This window comes from Amycolatopsis sp. NPDC114484 (assembly GCF_055633755.1).
In genome coordinates this window covers 79,602-94,650 of record NZ_JBVKDQ010000024.1, presented here as the reverse complement: position 1 = coordinate 94,650, position 15,049 = coordinate 79,602, and the positions used below count along the sequence as shown (strand labels likewise).

At 68.8% G+C, this 15,049-nt stretch carries 16 protein-coding genes; 10 read left to right on the top strand and 6 right to left on the bottom strand.

Annotated elements, in window-relative coordinates; all coding sequences use genetic code 11:
* Positions 1-76: 76 nt before the first annotated feature.
* Positions 77-481, bottom strand: a complete 405-nt coding sequence (locus ACZ7SW_RS38410; RefSeq protein ID WP_470235271.1) for a nitroreductase family deazaflavin-dependent oxidoreductase — start codon at positions 479-481, stop codon at positions 77-79.
* 86 nt (positions 482-567) lie between these two features.
* On the opposite strand from ACZ7SW_RS38410, the gene ACZ7SW_RS38405 reads away from it, so the two are divergent.
* Positions 568-1,026, top strand: a complete 459-nt coding sequence (locus tag ACZ7SW_RS38405) for a MarR family winged helix-turn-helix transcriptional regulator (RefSeq protein ID WP_470235270.1) — start codon at positions 568-570, stop codon at positions 1,024-1,026.
* Here the strand turns inward: ACZ7SW_RS38405 and ACZ7SW_RS38400 are convergent.
* Positions 1,012-1,683 (bottom strand): GNAT family N-acetyltransferase, encoded by a 672-nt coding sequence (locus ACZ7SW_RS38400; RefSeq protein WP_470235269.1) that lies wholly within the window; start codon positions 1,681-1,683, stop codon positions 1,012-1,014. The genes ACZ7SW_RS38405 and ACZ7SW_RS38400 overlap by 15 nt on opposite strands.
* 142 nt (positions 1,684-1,825) lie before the next feature.
* Here ACZ7SW_RS38400 and ACZ7SW_RS38395 point away from each other — a divergent pair, with 142 nt between their 5' ends.
* Complete coding sequence (locus ACZ7SW_RS38395) at positions 1,826-2,674, top strand: PaaX family transcriptional regulator (RefSeq protein WP_470235268.1); 849 nt, start codon at positions 1,826-1,828, stop codon at positions 2,672-2,674.
* Here the strand turns inward: ACZ7SW_RS38395 and ACZ7SW_RS38390 are convergent.
* On the bottom strand, positions 2,664-3,056 hold the full coding sequence (locus tag ACZ7SW_RS38390; RefSeq protein WP_470235267.1) for a RidA family protein: 393 nt from the start codon (positions 3,054-3,056) through the stop codon (positions 2,664-2,666). The genes ACZ7SW_RS38395 and ACZ7SW_RS38390 overlap by 11 nt on opposite strands.
* A 67-nt stretch (positions 3,057-3,123) precedes the next feature.
* Here ACZ7SW_RS38390 and ACZ7SW_RS38385 point away from each other — a divergent pair, with 67 nt between their 5' ends.
* Together ACZ7SW_RS38385 and ACZ7SW_RS38380 are read left to right on the top strand one after the other, a co-directional pair.
* Positions 3,124-5,475, top strand: a complete 2,352-nt coding sequence (locus tag ACZ7SW_RS38385; protein ID WP_470235266.1) for a bifunctional salicylyl-CoA 5-hydroxylase/oxidoreductase — start codon at positions 3,124-3,126, stop codon at positions 5,473-5,475.
* On the top strand, positions 5,472-6,617 hold the full coding sequence (locus tag ACZ7SW_RS38380; RefSeq protein ID WP_470235265.1) for an acyl-CoA dehydrogenase family protein: 1,146 nt from the start codon (positions 5,472-5,474) through the stop codon (positions 6,615-6,617). Before ACZ7SW_RS38385 ends, ACZ7SW_RS38380 begins: the two co-directional genes overlap by 4 nt.
* A 97-nt stretch (positions 6,618-6,714) precedes the next feature.
* On the opposite strand, the gene ACZ7SW_RS38375 is transcribed toward ACZ7SW_RS38380, so the two are convergent.
* Positions 6,715-7,344, bottom strand: coding sequence for a DUF2306 domain-containing protein (locus ACZ7SW_RS38375; RefSeq protein WP_470235264.1), 630 nt, complete (start codon positions 7,342-7,344; stop codon positions 6,715-6,717).
* Positions 7,345-7,753: 409 nt separating this feature from the next.
* Between ACZ7SW_RS38375 and ACZ7SW_RS38370 the strand changes: the two genes are divergently transcribed.
* Positions 7,754-8,971: a family 16 glycosylhydrolase gene (locus ACZ7SW_RS38370; protein ID WP_470235263.1), complete on the top strand. Its 1,218-nt coding sequence runs from the start codon at positions 7,754-7,756 to the stop codon at positions 8,969-8,971.
* 287 nt (positions 8,972-9,258) lie between these two features.
* On the opposite strand, the gene ACZ7SW_RS38365 is transcribed toward ACZ7SW_RS38370, so the two are convergent.
* Entirely contained in the window at positions 9,259-9,936 is a 678-nt protein-coding gene (locus ACZ7SW_RS38365) for a GntR family transcriptional regulator (RefSeq protein ID WP_470235297.1), read from the bottom strand.
* Positions 9,937-10,083: 147 nt separating this feature from the next.
* Between ACZ7SW_RS38365 and ACZ7SW_RS38360 the strand changes: the two genes are divergently transcribed.
* Genes ACZ7SW_RS38360 through ACZ7SW_RS38340 form a run of 5 tightly spaced genes read left to right on the top strand, consistent with a single transcriptional unit; the run spans position 10,084 to position 14,353 of the window.
* Positions 10,084-11,343 (top strand): MFS transporter, encoded by a 1,260-nt coding sequence (locus ACZ7SW_RS38360; RefSeq protein ID WP_470235262.1) that lies wholly within the window; start codon positions 10,084-10,086, stop codon positions 11,341-11,343.
* On the top strand, positions 11,340-12,134 hold the full coding sequence (locus ACZ7SW_RS38355) for a putative hydro-lyase (protein WP_470235261.1): 795 nt from the start codon (positions 11,340-11,342) through the stop codon (positions 12,132-12,134). The genes ACZ7SW_RS38360 and ACZ7SW_RS38355 overlap by 4 nt, the downstream gene beginning before the upstream one ends.
* Before the next feature lies 1 nt (position 12,135).
* A complete protein-coding gene (locus tag ACZ7SW_RS38350; RefSeq protein WP_470235260.1) occupies positions 12,136-12,885 on the top strand; it encodes a LamB/YcsF family protein in 750 nt (249 codons plus the stop codon).
* Entirely contained in the window at positions 12,882-13,487 is a 606-nt protein-coding gene (locus tag ACZ7SW_RS38345) for a 5-oxoprolinase subunit B family protein (RefSeq protein WP_470235259.1), read from the top strand. Before ACZ7SW_RS38350 ends, ACZ7SW_RS38345 begins: the two co-directional genes overlap by 4 nt.
* Positions 13,484-14,353, top strand: coding sequence for a 5-oxoprolinase subunit C family protein (locus ACZ7SW_RS38340; protein ID WP_470235258.1), 870 nt, complete (start codon positions 13,484-13,486; stop codon positions 14,351-14,353). Before ACZ7SW_RS38345 ends, ACZ7SW_RS38340 begins: the two co-directional genes overlap by 4 nt.
* Here ACZ7SW_RS38340 and ACZ7SW_RS38335 read toward each other — a convergent pair.
* Positions 14,328-14,951, bottom strand: coding sequence for an alpha-ketoglutarate-dependent dioxygenase AlkB family protein (locus ACZ7SW_RS38335; RefSeq protein ID WP_470235257.1), 624 nt, complete (start codon positions 14,949-14,951; stop codon positions 14,328-14,330). The two genes, ACZ7SW_RS38340 and ACZ7SW_RS38335, sit on opposite strands and share 26 nt — an antisense overlap.
* Positions 14,952-15,049 lie beyond the last annotated feature (98 nt).

Below are 15,049 nucleotides of genomic sequence, written 5' to 3'. Positions count from 1 at the left end.
CAGTCACGGCCTAATAGCTTCGTAGCAACGGTACGTGCCGTGTGGGAGTCGGCCTACTTTTGGCCAGATTAGTAACTCAGCGTTCGAGAACGAAGACCGGGATCACGCGCTCGGTCTTCTTCTCGTACTCCGCGAAGCCCTCCGAGTGCGCGACCATCCCGGCGTACAGCCGGTCGCGCTCGGCACGGTCGGTCACGAGCTTCGCCGTCGCCGGGAACTTCTCTGTGCCGACCTCGACCGTGACGGACGGGTTCGCGACGAGGTTGTGGTACCAGTCCGGGTTGGTGTCCGCACCGCCCTTGGACGCGACGATGACGATCCGGTCGCCGTCGGCGGTGTACACCAGCGGAGTCACCCGCTGTTTGCCGCTCTTCGCACCGGTGTGCGTGAGCAGGACCATGTTCTTGCCCTCGAACATGCCGCCGACCTTGCCCGCGTTCGCGCGGAACTCGTCGATGATTCCCTGGTTCCAGTCCGACATCGGAGAACTCCCCTGTTGATGATGTAACAACAAACCTAGGATCGCGCGAATCGGGCTGTCAACACACGCGCAGGTACTGTCGCGACATGGTCACCGAGCCCGGCCCGACCCTGGACGACGGGGTCCGCGAACTGCTGCTTCTCATGCCCCGCATCGTCGGGCGCGCGAAGCGGACGCCGCCGCCTCCGGAACTCGACGACGTCACGCTCGCGCCGCGGCATCTGTCGCTCCTGGCCTATCTGTTGTTCGACGGCCCGATGACGGTCAACGAACTCGCCGGGCGGCTCGAAATCGCGCCCACCACAGCGAGTCTGATGGTCGGCGACCTGTCCCGGCAAGGCGTGCTGGAACGCACCGAGGACCCGGACGACCGGCGGCGCACCATCGTGAGCATCCACGAGGACAAGCGCCCGGCCGTCGACGCGTGGCTCGCGCGCGGCGCGAAGGCGTGGCAGGAAGCGTTGTCCCCGTTGAGTCCGGGGGAACGGGCGCTGGTGATCAAGACGTTGAGGGCGTACGAGCAGTACGGCTCACGAGGCGACTAGCCACTGCGCCTGCGGCCCCGCGCATTTCCGCGGCCGGGCCGCGTCGTGCTGGTACCACCAAGCCTCGCAGGCCCGTCCGTCCGGAAGCGTGTACTGCGGCGGCCCCGGCGCCCGGCGCAAACCGGCGGCTTCCAGCGAGCGGCCGCTCGCGACGTTGCCGACCTCCGCGCCCGCGCGCACCCGCGAAAGCCCGAGATGCTCGTGCGCCAGTACGAGACCGGCGGCGAACAGGTCGCGGCCGAATCCCTGTCCGCGGTACTCCGGCGCGAGATAGCCGCCGGTTTCCGGGCCGCCGTCCTCGCCCGCGTGCACGCTCACGAGTCCGGCGCAGCGACCCGCCGCGAGATCGATCGCGACGACGTCCACCGAATGCGGATCCGGCGTGGTCCAGTCCGGTCCGGTGCCGGGCACCACCCGCAGCGCCTCGGCGCGCATCGGCTCGGCCACCACGGAGTCGGCCAGCCAGCCGAGCCAGCGTTGCGCGGCCGGATCGCTGCCGCCCGCGACCGCCGCCGCGTACTCCCACGCGGTGGGGGTGCGGAAAAGGAACCGGCCGAACGCGAAGGCGTGTCCCCGGCGGTCGCAGGTGCGTTTCGCCATCAGCCGTCCGCGGCGGGTCAGCCGGCTCACCAAAGGTGCATCGCTCACAAACGCCATCGCGCCGGAAATGCTACCCCTCGCCTGTTCCCAATCCGACCGGAAGGAGGCGGAGACGGTCCGCGGCCGATGTGCTCGCCGGAACCCGTCCGCGCCGTGGCTGTAGTCGGATTGGCGATGAACGGCACTGTATGGTGACCGGGTGACGGCCGTACCGGAAGCAGCCGATGCCGACGGCGGGCGCGCGGCCCAGCCCCGGCACCTCATTGTGTCGGTCTACGGCGTGCACCATCTGACCGGCGGCGAGTGGCTTTCGGTCGCCTCGCTGATCGATCTGCTCGCCGCGGTAGGGGTCGACGAGCCCGCGGTGCGGTCGTCGATTTCCCGGCTCAAACGGCGCGGAGTGCTCGAAGCCGTGCGCCGGGACGGATCCGCCGGGTACGAATTGTCCGGTACCGCCTTGGATTTGCTGCGCGAAGGCGACGAACGAATCTTCCGCCGCGACCGCGCGAAGCTCGCCGACGGCTGGCTGCTCGCAGTGTTCTCAGTGCCGGAAGCCGAACGGCACAAGCGGCACGTGCTGCGCACCCAGCTGTCGCGGCTTGGTTTCGGCACCGCGTCTTCCGGCGTCTGGATCGCGCCGGCGCACCTGTACGGGGCCACCGTCGGCACGCTGGAGCGCCTCGGTCTCGCCGCGTACGCCGACGTGTTCCGCGCCGAGCACCTCGCCTTCGGCGATCCGCGCGAGAAGGTCCGCGAGTGGTGGGACCTGGACCAGTTGGACGAGCTGTACACGGCGTTCCTCGAAGAGCACGAACCGGCGCTGCGGCGGTGGCAGCGCCGCCGCACGACGCCCGCGGACGAAGCGTTCGCCGACTACCTGCGCGTGCTCACCGGCTGGCGGCGGATGCCGTATCTCGACCCGTGCCTGCCCGCGGAATTGCTGCCCGAGGGTTGGTCCGGCATCCGCGCCGCGGAGGTGTTCTTCACGCTGCACGACCGGCTCGAGGAAGCCGCGCGCACGCACCTGCAGCAGGTGCTCAGCGGTTGACCACCGCGTAGCCCTGCACTTCCACCAGCGCCTCGACGTCCCACAGCCGGTTCACGCCGATGCCCGCCATCGCCGGGTAATCCGCGCCAACCAGCCGCTTCCACACGCGGCCGATCTCGCGCGCGTGGGCCTTGTAGTCGTCCATGTCGACGATGTAAACGGTCAGGCCGCACAGATCCGCGGGTTCGCCGCCGGCCGCGCGCAACGCGGTGAGCAGGTTGCCGAGTGCGCGCTCGAACTGCGCCACGACGCCTTCGCCGACGATCCGGTTGTCCGCGTCCAGCGCGGTCTGCCCGGCGAGGAACACCAGCCGGCCCCGCGCCGCCACCGCGTGCGAGAACCCCGACGGCTTGCCCAGCTCGGGGGGATTGATCCGCTCCATGCCGGGGAGCGTAACCCATCTATCGCCTTCTTGACGACCGTAGGACACGCGACATACCCTGAACGGCGTGCGGATCTCAGTAGTCGGCGGCGGGCCTGCGGGCCTCTACTTCGCCGTGCTCGCGAAACAACTCGGCCCGGACCACGAGATCACGGTCTGGGAGCGCAACGCGCCTGATGACACGTTCGGCTTCGGCGTCGTCTTCTCCGACGAGACGCTCGGCGGCATCGAGCACGCCGACGCGGCCGTGCACGAGGCGATGAGCCGGGAGTTCGCGCGCTGGGACGACATCGACGTGCACTACCGCGGCACCGTGTCGACTTCGGGCGGGCACGGATTCGCCGCGATGAGCCGCAAGCGGCTGCTCGCGATCCTGCAGCAGCGATGCCGCGAAATGGGCATTGATGTCCGATTCCGCAGTACCGCGCCGGATCCGGCCGAGCTGGCTGCTTCGTCAGATCTCGTGGTCGCCGCGGACGGCGTGAATTCCGCGGTGCGCACGGCGTTCGCCGATTCGTTCCGGCCGAGCGTCGAGACCCGGCAGTGCCGCTACATCTGGCTCGGCACCGACCTCGTGTTCGACGCGTTCAAGTTCTACGTGCTCGAAACCCCGCACGGCATCATGCAGGTCCACGGCTATCCGTACGGCCGGGACGGCAGCACGTTCATCCTGGAGATGCACGAGGACGTGTGGCAGCGGGCCTTCGGCCCGATCGCCGCCACCGGACTCGGGCCGGGCGAGAGCGACGAGAAGTCGATCGAGCTGATCCGCGAACTGTGCGGCGACATTTTCGACGGACATCAGTTGCTGGCCAACAACTCCAAGTGGGCCACCTTCGGCACGGTCCGCTGCGAAAACTGGGTCCACGAGAATGTCGTGCTGCTCGGCGACGCCGCGCACACCGCGCATTTCTCGATCGGTTCCGGCACGAAGCTGGCGATGGAAGACGCGCTCGCGCTCGCCGCGTGTTTGCACGAACAGTCGAGCGTTCCGGAAGCCCTTGCCGCGTACGAAGAAGAGCGACGTCCAGTCGTCGCGTCCACGCAGCGCGCGGCGCAGGCGAGCCTGGAGTGGTTCGAGAATCTGGCGCATTACACGCATCAGGAACCAGCGCAGTTCGCGTTCAACCTGCTTACCCGAAGCCGTCGCGTCACCTATGACAACCTGAAGCTGCGGGACCGGGAATTCGCTGCCTCGCTGGATCAGTGGTTCGCCGATTCACTCGGCACTTCCGTCGCGCCGCCGATGTTCCAGCCGGCGTGGATCGGCTCGCTGGAATTGCCGAACCGGATCATCGTGTCGCCGATGGACATGTACTCCGCGGTCGACGGCGTGCCCGGCGAATTCCACCTGGTGCACCTGGGAAGCAAGGCGCTCGGCGGGGCCGGGATGGTCATGACCGAGATGATCTGCGTGTCCGCCGAAGGCCGGATCACGCCCGGCTGTCCCGGGCTGTACACCTCCGAACAGGAAGCGGCGTGGAAGCGGATCGTCGAGTTCGTGCACCGCGAAACCTCGGCGAAGATCGGGTTGCAGCTGGGGCATTCCGGCCGCAAGGGTTCGACGAAACTGATGTGGGAAGGCATTGACGACCCGCTTCCGGAAGGAAACTGGGAGATCTGCGCGCCGTCCGCGCTGCCGTATTCGCCGAACAACCAGACGCCGCGAGAGCTGTCCGTCGCCGAACTGGGCGAGATCCGGGACCAGTTCGTTTCGGCCGCGGAAGCCGCCGCGCGCGCCGGGTTCGATCTGCTGGAACTGCACTGCGCGCACGGCTATCTGCTGTCGTCCTTCCTGTCGCCGCTGACCAACCAGCGAACCGATTCCTACGGCGGCTCCCCGGAAAACCGGCTGCGCTTCCCGCTGGAAGTCTTCGACGCCGTCCGCGCCGTCTGGCCGGCCGACCGTCCGCTGACCGTCCGGATCTCCGCCACGGACTGGTTCGAGGGCGGCAATGACTCCGACGAGGCCGTGGCCATCGCGCAGGCGTTCGCCGAACACGGCGCGGCCGCGATCGATGTCTCGACCGGCCAGGTGGTCAGCGAAGAACGGCCGAAGTTCGGTCGCAGCTACCAAACGCCCTACGCCGACCGGATCCGCAACGAGGTCGGACGTCGTTACGGCACCGCGGTGATCGCCGTCGGCGCGATTTCCTCATACGACGACGTGAACTCGCTCATCCTCGCGGGACGGGCCGACCTGTGCGCGCTCGGCCGCACCCACCTGTTCAATCCACAATGGACTCTGCACGCGGCCGCCGCGCAGGAGTATCCGGTGGCGTGGCCGAAACAGTGGGCAGCGGGCAAACGTCCGCCGCAGACCGGCCGCACCGACGGCCCGGAGCCGCGACTCGACCTGGTCCGCACCGGCGGCCACCAAACCGCCCATGCCCGCTGGCGACCGGAGGACGCCCGATGAACGCCTTCGCTTTCACTCCGGAGCAGACCTCCTACGCCGCTTCCGTCCGAAAGATCGCCGCCGAACAGCTTGTCGAACTGGCCGCCGCCGGTGCCGAAGGCGCGGTAAACCGACCACTGCTCAAGGCGATGGGCTCGCACGGATTGCTCGCCCGACTGTTCCCTGGTGTCGAAAGTGGACAGCCGACCCGGCAAGCCGCCGCGACCGACCTGTGCCTGCTGCGGGAAGCCCTCGCCACGCAAAGCACCGAAGCCGAGACCGCCTTGGCCTTGCAAGGCTTGGGCAGCTACCCGGTGCTTCAGTCCGGTTTGGACGAACAGGTCCAGCGTTGGCTCCCCGCCGTCGCCGCCGGTGACGCTGTTGCCGCCTTCGCATTGACCGAACCAGACGCCGGATCCGACGCCGCAGCCCTGCAACTCGCCGCCGAACCCGACGGCGACGGCTGGCGGCTCACCGGCACGAAAATGTGGATCTCGAACGCGCCCGAAGCCGATTTCTACACGGTCTTCGCCCGCACGACTCCCGACGCCGGTTCCCGCGGGGTCAGCGCCTTCGTGGTCCCCGGCGACCGCGCGGGCCTCAGCGGCGAACACCTGGATTTGGTGAGCCCGCACCCCATCGGCACCGTGGTCTTCGACGGTGTCCGGGTAAATCGCGACGAACTGCTCGGCGAAGAAAACCGCGGTTTCGCTGTAGCCATGCGGACTTTGGACCTGTTCCGCCCGAGCGTCGGCGCCTTCGCGGTCGGAATGGCACAAGCCGCACTCGACGCGACCGTGGAGTACACAGCTTCACGCGAGGCATTCGGCGGCCCGTTGGTGAAGCAGCAAACGGTCGCCCACACGCTGGCCGAGATGGCGACGCGAACGGAAGCGGGCCGTCTGCTGGTCTACGCCGCCGCAGCGGCCTACGACGCGGGCGAGCAGAACCTGGCCGGTCGCGCGGCAATGGCGAAGTTGTTCGCGACCGAGACCGCGCAATACGTCGTGGATCAAGCGGTGCAATTGCACGGCGCGCGAGCGCTCCGGCGGGGACATTTGCTGGAGCATCTGTATCGAGAGGTCCGCGCGCCGCGCATTTACGAAGGCGCGTCAGAGATCCAGCGGACGATCATCGCCCGGTCGCTGCAGCGGCGCGGATGAGCCGTCATTCGGTGTACCCCTCGCACCGAATGCATCCGCGCCGCCTGCTGGTGTTCTAACAAGCAGGCGGCGCGGACACCAAACGATTAAGCCAGAGCTAAACACTCGCGCGGCGCTTCGGTTTTCGATCGAGCCACAGCTGCGCCGCGATCAGCGCGACCGTCCAGCTCACCCACGCCCCGAGCGCCGCGATCGACTGCCCGAGCGCGATCTCGCTGCCGCCGAACGTGGTGGCGAGCCGCGGTTCCAGGAAGATCGCCGCGACCGGGCCGATGAGCCGGTTGAGGATGATCGACATCGTCAGTGCGAAGCTGCGGACCATCCAGCGCCGGTGATCACCGAACCGGCGTTCGCGAGCGGCGCGGTAGCCCGCCCACGTCGTACCGAGCCACAGCACCGCGAGCAGCACGTCGCTGGCCCGGGTCACCGGCCCGTACGGGGTCGCCGCGCCGATCGTCAGCGCCAGCAGCCCGGACGGCAGCACTCCGGCGAACACGTACGCGCGGCCGGAGCAGCGGTGCAGCACCGGATGCTTCCGCCGGATCCACGGCCAGATCTGCAGCAGCGCGGTCACCATCGCGATCGACCCGAACACCACGTGCCCCACCAGGAACAAATAGTGCGCGGGGAAGGTCGACGGCACCCGCGACCGCGCCGGATCGAACGCCAGGTACGGCGGCAGTGAATACGCCAGGAACGCGACCACGACCAGCCCCAGCGGCCCCACCCACGGTCTCCGCCACCAGCGCTTCCCCGGCTCGACCCGTACCGTTCGCTCCGCTGCGGGCGTGGCCCGCGGTGGTCGAAGATCCGTCCCCGCCGTCATGTCGGCCTCTCTCCTGTCGTCCGGTCTCGGCTGGCACTTCCGAACGTAGGACGGAGGCTTCCGGCGAACCATGGTGCCGACTGGCCTCACCTCGGTAGGGGCAGCCTTACCCTCGCTCAGGTGACCCTTCGAACTGTCCGTGAAGGGAACCCTGAGGGACTCTGATTCCCCCAGGGTTCCCCTCACGGACCTGGACCATTGCCGCAGAGGTCCAGACCAGGCATACTCTTCCTACTTTGTTGCCCGCCACAACAAAGCACTCCCGTTCACCCTCGCCCAAGGTTCCTCCCCGAAACCGAGGTGACCACGCATGCCCAGATTCCCCAGACGCCTCCCCGCCGCCTTCGCCGCGGCCGCACTACTGGCGCTCGGCCTGCAGACCGCCCCAGCGGTGCTCGCCCCTCCCACCGCGGCCGCCGCCGAAAGCTTCACCGACGATTTCAACGGCCCCGCCGGAGCCGCCGCCGACGCGTCGAAATGGACCTACGAAACCGGCGACAACAACGGCAACAACCACGAACGCCAGTGGTACACCGCCGGGGCCGCCAACGGCGCGCTCGACGGCCAAGGCCACCTGGTCATCACCGCCAAACGCGAGAACTCCGGCCACACCTGCTGGTACGGCACCTGCCAGTACACCTCCGCCCGGCTCAACACCGCGGGCAAGTTCAGCCAGGCGTACGGCCACGTCGAGACCCGGATGAAGATCCCGCGCGGCCAGGGCATGTGGCCCGCGTTCTGGATGCTCGGCGGCGGGAACTGGCCGAACGACGGCGAAATCGACGTCATGGAGAACATCGGCCGCGAACCGAACACCGTGCACGGCACCATCCACGGCCCCGGCTACTCCGGCGCGGGCGGCATCGGCGCGGCGTACAACGGCCCCGTCTTCGCCGACGATTTCCATACCTACGCGGTCGATTGGTCGCCGAACAAGATCGTCTGGTCGGTCGACGGCAACGCCTACCAGACCCGCACCCCGGCCGATCTGAACGGCAACCGCTGGGTCTTCGACCATCCCTTCTACGTGATCCTGAACCTCGCCGTCGGCGGCGACTGGCCCGGCGATCCGGACGGGAACACGCAATTCCCGCAGCAACTGGTCGTCGACTACGTGCACGTGAACACCAGCGGCGACGGCGGGTCCAGCGGCCGGATCATCGGCATCGGCGGCAAGTGCGTCGACGTCCCCTGGGCCAATCCGGCGAACTTCACCCAGCTGCAGATCACCGACTGCAACGGCAACGCCGCGCAGAACTGGACCATCGGCGGCGACGGGTCCATTCGCGCGCTCGGCAAGTGCATGGACGTCAAGTACTCCGGCACCGACGACGGCACCCCGGTCCAGATGTACGACTGCAACAACAGCAACGCGCAGCAGTGGGTCGTGACCGCGGCGCACGACATCGTCAACCCGCACGCGAACAAATGCCTCGACGCGGCGGGGGTCAGTTCGGCCAACGGGACGAAACTGCAGCTGTGGACGTGCAACGGCGGCGTCAACCAGAAATGGTCGGTGAACCAGTAGCCGTCCACTGTGGACTGAGAAGGACGGCGGGCCGTGACCTCCCCCCGGTGGCCACGGCCCGCCGCGGAAACCGCGCGGGCCGGGCGGGAACCAAGGTCAACCGCCCGGCCGTGGGCCGTCCTCCGCGCGTCGGCTGGGGGTCCCGACGCCCGGGGCGGCGCTCTCACGCGGCCCACTGCCGACGGTAGCCAGACCGGCGCCGCCGTGGCGGCTTCGGGTGGCAGGAGGGGCCGAACGGCCATTCTCGCTGCCTTCCCGGGCAAACCGGCCGGTTTCGACCGGCCCGATCAGCGGGTGCCGGCCAGCTCCGAATAGGCCTCGACCAACTGCGCTTCCGCGTCGTCGAGGTAGCCGGCGAGCATCTCCGCCGTACGGATCCCGTCGCCGGTCGCGAGCATGTCCAGGATTTCGTGGTTCCGCGGCAGATACCGCTCGTGAAAGCGGCGCGGATCGGCCATCACGTGGAACACCAGCCGCAGCTCCGCGGCGAGCGCCTGCATCAGCTCGACGATGCGCTCGCTGCCGGTGAGCGCCGCCAGTTCCGCGTGGAAACGGATGTTCGCGGTGCCCAGGTCCTGCCATTGCGCCTGCTTCGCCGCACGATCACCGTCCGCGACCGTGCTGGCGATCTTCGCGTACGCCGCCGGCTTTTCGGTCACGTCGCGGACCGCGGCGCATTCGATGATCTTGCGGACCTGGTAGATGTCGCGCACGTCTTCGACGCTCGGCACCCGCACGAACACCCCGCGGTTCAGCTCGTGCACCAGCAACCGTTCGTGGGTCAGCAGCCGGAAAGCCTCACGGAGCGTATTGCGCGAGACCCCGAGCGCGCTGCCGATGTCCTGCTCCGAAAGCCGTACCCCGGGCAGGAAGTACCCCTCCGAAACGCGCGTGCGCAGCACGCCGGCGACCCGCTCCGCGGTGCTCGTCCGGCCGAGCAGGCCGCGATCCGCTTCCAGGCCCATGGGTTCTCCGTCGGTGACCACGTCGCCCAGCGTAGCCAGCTGGCGGTGAACAATAAAATGAGGGACTTGTGGAATTGTTGAACGATCCGTACGGTAGCGGCCATGTGACTCGTGCCACCATGAGTTCGTCCCCCTGTGAGGTGCCCTATGAACGTCAACGTCGCCGACGGCACCGCGAACGCGGCCCACCCGTTCGGCTGGTATCGCTCGCTCGGCCACAAGGGCCGCCGCGCCTTCCTCGGCGCCTTCGGCGGCTACGGCCTCGATTCGTTCGACTACCAGACCCTGCCCTTCGGCCTGGCCGCGATCACCGCCTACTTCGGCATCACCTCCGGCGAAGCGGGCCTGCTCAGCACCGTCACGCTGGTCGTGTCCGCCATCGGCGGCGTCGGAGCCGGCGTGCTCGCCGACCGCATCGGCCGCGTCCGCACGCTGCAGCTGACCATCGCGATGTACACGATCTTCACCGTGCTGTGCGGATTCGCGCCCAACTTCGAAACGCTGCTGATCTTCCGCGGCCTGCAGGGGCTCGGGTTCGGCGGCGAGTGGGCGGTCGGTGCCGCGCTGGTCGCCGAGTACTGCTCGGCCAAGTACCGCGGCCGCACGGTGGCGTTCGTGCAGAGCGCGTGGGCGGTGGGCTGGGGCCTGCTGGTGATCGTCTACACGGTGCTGTTCAGCGTTCTCGACCAGGACATCGCGTGGCGCGTGCTGTTCTGGGTCGGCGTCCTTCCGGCGCTGCTCGTGCTCTGGGTTCGACGCAGTGTCGAAGACGCGCCGGAGGCCGCGGCGCGCCGGGTTTCGGCCAAGGTCAAAGGCTCGCTCGCCGGGATTTTCCGGCCGAATCTCCTTCGTACCACGGTGTTCGCCGCGCTCCTCGCGACCGGCGTCCAGGGCGGCTACTACACGCTGTTCACCTGGATGCCGAAGTACCTGCAGAGCAGTCGCGGTCTGTCCGTGGTCAACACCGGCGGCTACTTCGCGCTGCTGATCCCCGGCGCGTTCATCGGCTACATCTGCGGCGGCTATCTCACCGACCTGCTCGGCCGGAAGAAGACGTTCCTGCTGTTCTCCGTCGTTTCCGCGCTGCTGATCGTGCTGTTCGTGCAGCTGCCCTACGGCGCGAACGGGCTGATGCTGCTGATCAGTTTCCCGCTCGGCTTCTCGACTTCGGCGATCTTCAGCGGCTTCGGCGCGTATCTCGCCGAGCTGTACCCGACCGAGCTGCGCGCCACCGGACAGGGCTTCACCTACAACTTCGGCCGCGCGGTCGGTGCCGCTTTCCCCGCTGTGGTGGGCTTTCTCGGCGCGGGCGGCGCGATCGTGCTCGGCGCGGTCGGTTACGCGATCGCCGCGGTAGCGCTGCTCGGCCTGCCGGAAACGCGAGGCAAGGAACTGGTGGAGGTATGACCACTTCCTACGATCCTTCGACGCTCACTCCGGCGGAGGCTCGCGCGCTCTTTCGCACCGGCACCGAACGCCCGACCACCGGCTGGGCCGACGGTTTCGCACAGACCAACCTGATCGCGGTCCCCGCGGACTGGGCCGACGACGTCCGCGAGTTCTGCGCCCGCAACCCGCGGCCGTGCCCGGTCCTCGACGTCAGCGAACCCGGTGATCCGACCACGCGGCTCGCGCCCGGTGCGGACCTGCGCACCGACCTGCCGCGCTACCGCGTCTGGCACAACGGCGCACTGACCAGCGAAATCACCGACGTCACCGGGGTGTGGCGCAGTGACATGGTCGCGTTCTCCATCGGCTGCAGCTTCAGTTTCGAGACGTTGCTGCGCGCCGCGGGCATCCCGCTGCGGCACGCCGAGCAGGGTCGCAACGTCTCGATGTACGTGACGAACCGGCAGTGCGAACCGTCCGGACGGCTGAGCGGCCCGATGGTGGTGTCGATGCGGCAGATTCCGGAAACCCAGGTCGAGGACGCGGTGCGCATCACTGCCGCGATGCCCGCGGTGCACGGCGCTCCGGTGCACGTCGGCGATCCCGCCGAGCTGGGCATCACCGACCTCGGCCGCCCGGATTTCGGCGATCCGGTCGACGCGCAACCCGGTGACGTGCCGATGTTCTGGGCGTGCGGCGTCACCCCGCAGGCGGCGCTGATGGCGTCCCGGCCGCCGTTCGCCATCACGCACGCCCCCGGGTACATGTTCTTGACCGACCGGCCCGATCGCGACTACCAGGTGGGATGACATGGACCTCAACAGCGACCTCGGCGAAGGCTTCGGTGCCTGGACCATGGGCGACGACGAAGCCATGCTCGACATCGTGACCAGCGCGAACATCGCGTGCGGCTTCCACGCGGGAGACGCCAGCGTGATGCGCCGGGTGTGCGAACGCGCGGCCGAACGCGGCGTCACCATCGGCGCGCACGTCGGCTACCGCGACCTGGCCGGCTTCGGCCGTCGCGCGCTCGACATCGCGCCGGAAGACCTCGCGGACGAAGTGCTGTACCAAATCGGCGCTCTCGACGCCTTCGCGCGCGCGGCGCACAGCTGCGTGCGTTATGTGAAGGCGCACGGCGCGCTGTACAACACCGCAGCTGTCGATCCGGAGCAGGCAGCTGCGCTTGTCGAAGGCGTACGGCGCTATCACACCGACCTGGCGCTGCTGTGTCCTCCGGACTCCGAAATGTTGCGCGCGGCTCAAGCGGCGGGCGTGCCTGCGTACGCCGAAGCGTTCGCCGACCGCGCGTACACGCCCGAAGGACGGCTGGTGTCGCGCAAGCTGCCGGGCGCAGTACTGCACGACGCTGACGAAGTGGCTACGCGGGCGCTCACCATGGCGACCACCGGCGAGGTCGTCGACGATGACGGCGGCAAGCTCACGCTCCGGGCGGATTCCCTTTGCGTGCACGGGGATACGCCCGGCGCGGTTGAGCTGGCCCGCCGGATTCGCGAGCTGCTCACCGAATCCGGCGTGGTGCTGAGGTCGTTCGTGTGAGCACTGTTTTGCGCTACGGCCGTTCCGCGTTGCTCGTGGAGGTCGATGACGTGCTCGGGTTCCAGGCGGCCTGCGAAGCTGCCCAACCCGAGGGCGTTGTCGAACTTGTCCCCGCCGCACGCACTCTGCTGGTCCGGTTCGACCCTGCCCGCACCGATTCCGCCGTGTTGACTCGCGCGCTCGCTTCACTGTCCACAGTGGACGCCTCCGAGCGAACGGCGGCCACTATCACCCTGCCGGTGCGCTACGACGGCGCTGATCTGGCAGACGTTGCCGAAGCCACCGGGCTGTCCGTTTCCGAAGTCGTGCAACGACATTCGGCAGGCACCTACGTCGCGGCCTTCTGCGGTTTCGCTCCCGGCTTCGCCTACTTGACCGGCCTCGATCCGGCGCTGCACCTGCCACGCCGGAGCACGCCGCGCACGCGCGTGCCAGCGGGTGCGGTGGCGATCGCCGGTGAGTACAGCGCGATCTACCCGCATCCGTCGCCCGGCGGCTGGCATCTGCTCGGCCACAGCGGCGCGCAGGTGTGGAACGTCGAACGCGAGCAGCCGAATCTGCTGGTCCCGGGTACCCGAGTGCGGTTCGAGGCGGTTCGGTGACCGGGAAGATCGAGATCCTCGCGCCCGGTCCGTTCTCGACCGTGCAAGACCTCGGCAGGCCCGGGTACGCGGCGGTCGGCGTCGGCCGGTCCGGCGCGGCCGACCGGGGTTCGCTGAAGCTGGCGAACCGGCTCGTCGGCAATCCCGAAACACATGCGGGGCTGGAGATCACCCTCGGCGGCCTGCGGCTGCGCGTTTCCGAACACACCACCGTCGCGGTCACCGGCGCGCAGGTGCCGATCCGCGCTGGCGGGCGGGCCGCCGCCACCGGTGCGCCGATCGTGCTGCGTCCCGGAGACGAACTCGAACTCGGCGTCGCTTCGCTCGGCCTGCGCAGCTACCTCGCGGTGCGCGGCGGCCTGGACGTGCCGCCGGTGCTCGGCGCGCGAGCCACCGACACGCTGGGCAAACTCGGCCCGCCCGTCCTCGCGGCGGGAATGTCGCTGCCGATCGGCTCGGCGGTACAGGGCCACCCTGGTGTCGATCTCGCCCCGCGGCCCCGGCTTGCGGAAGAACCCGTGCTGCGCCTGGAACCCGGACCGCGACTGGACTGGTTCACCGCGTCCGCACTGTCCACTTTGCTCACTGGCACCTACACCGTGACGAGCGACCTCGACCGCGTCGGCGTCCGACTGGACGGTCCCGCGCTGACCCGCGCCCGCGTCGGCGAACTGGCCCCGGAAGCCGCCGTCCCCGGCGCACTGCAGGTGCCGCCGTCCGGGGTGCCGATCCTGTTCCTCGCCGACCATCCGGTGACCGGCGGCTATCCCGTCGCCGCCGTCGTGGACGAGGACGACCTGGACCTCGCCGCCCAGCTCCGGCCGGGTCAGCGGGTCCGGTTCACCTCCCCGACACCCGCAGCGTGAGGTTGAGCCGCCCGGTCAGGCCAAGATCCGGATCCGCTGTGCCGGGCAGGGTTTTCGGCACTCCGTGGAACGCCAGCCGCGCCGGGCCGCCGAACACGAACAGATCTCCTGAGCGCAGTTCGACGTCGGTGTACGGCCGGTTTCGGTGCTCGGTGTTGCCGAAGCGGAACACGCACGTGTCGCCGAGGCTCAGCGAGACGACCGGCTCTGTCGAAAGCTCGTCTTTGTCCTGGTGCATGCCCATTTTCGCGGTGGCGTCGTAGTAGTTCACGAGCGCTACGTCGGGCTGATAGTCGTCGGCAGGCCGGTCGTAGGCGTCGGCTAACGCGCGGCGACCAAGATCGGCCAGCCAGTCCGGGAACGGCTCCACCGGCGAACCGTCCTCGCGCAGCCGGTCGTAGCGGTAGGGCAGCCACTGCCAGCCAAGACAGACCGTGCGCACCGACATCACCCCGCCGCCCGGCAGCCGGGTCGACCGGTAACCGCGCCAGCCGCGACAGGCCGTGACGAGGTCGCGTTGTTCCTGCTCAGTGAGCCAATCCGGGACGTGCACCGCGCCCGGTGAAATCTCCCGGCGCGGACGCGGCAGCAGCTCCATCACTTCGCTCCGCGGCCGACGGCCGCAGGAACCACCCTGTCGGGCGCTCCTGCGGCGGGTTCCCCTCGCCACTTGCCGCCAAGCTTCGGAGAATTGCA

Bases quoted from the DNA above. Each gene is read 5' to 3' on its own strand.
- ACZ7SW_RS38360 (WP_470235262.1), top strand. From the start codon at position 10,084: ATGAACGTCAACGTCGCCGACGGCACCGCGAACGCGGCCCACCCGTTC.
- ACZ7SW_RS38380 (WP_470235265.1), top strand. From the start codon at position 5,472: ATGAACGCCTTCGCTTTCACTCCGGAGCAGACCTCCTACGCCGCTTCC.
- ACZ7SW_RS38335 (WP_470235257.1), bottom strand. From the start codon at position 14,951: ATGGAGCTGCTGCCGCGTCCGCGCCGGGAGATTTCACCGGGCGCGGTG.
- ACZ7SW_RS38355 (WP_470235261.1), top strand. From the start codon at position 11,340: ATGACCACTTCCTACGATCCTTCGACGCTCACTCCGGCGGAGGCTCGC.
- ACZ7SW_RS38365 (WP_470235297.1), bottom strand. From the start codon at position 9,936: ATGGGCCTGGAAGCGGATCGCGGCCTGCTCGGCCGGACGAGCACCGCG.
- ACZ7SW_RS38410 (WP_470235271.1), bottom strand. From the start codon at position 481: ATGTCGGACTGGAACCAGGGAATCATCGACGAGTTCCGCGCGAACGCG.
- ACZ7SW_RS38390 (WP_470235267.1), bottom strand. From the start codon at position 3,056: ATGGAGCGGATCAATCCCCCCGAGCTGGGCAAGCCGTCGGGGTTCTCG.
- ACZ7SW_RS38405 (WP_470235270.1), top strand. From the start codon at position 568: ATGGTCACCGAGCCCGGCCCGACCCTGGACGACGGGGTCCGCGAACTG.
- ACZ7SW_RS38350 (WP_470235260.1), top strand. From the start codon at position 12,136: ATGGACCTCAACAGCGACCTCGGCGAAGGCTTCGGTGCCTGGACCATG.
- ACZ7SW_RS38370 (WP_470235263.1), top strand. From the start codon at position 7,754: ATGCCCAGATTCCCCAGACGCCTCCCCGCCGCCTTCGCCGCGGCCGCA.
- ACZ7SW_RS38400 (WP_470235269.1), bottom strand. From the start codon at position 1,683: ATGGCGTTTGTGAGCGATGCACCTTTGGTGAGCCGGCTGACCCGCCGC.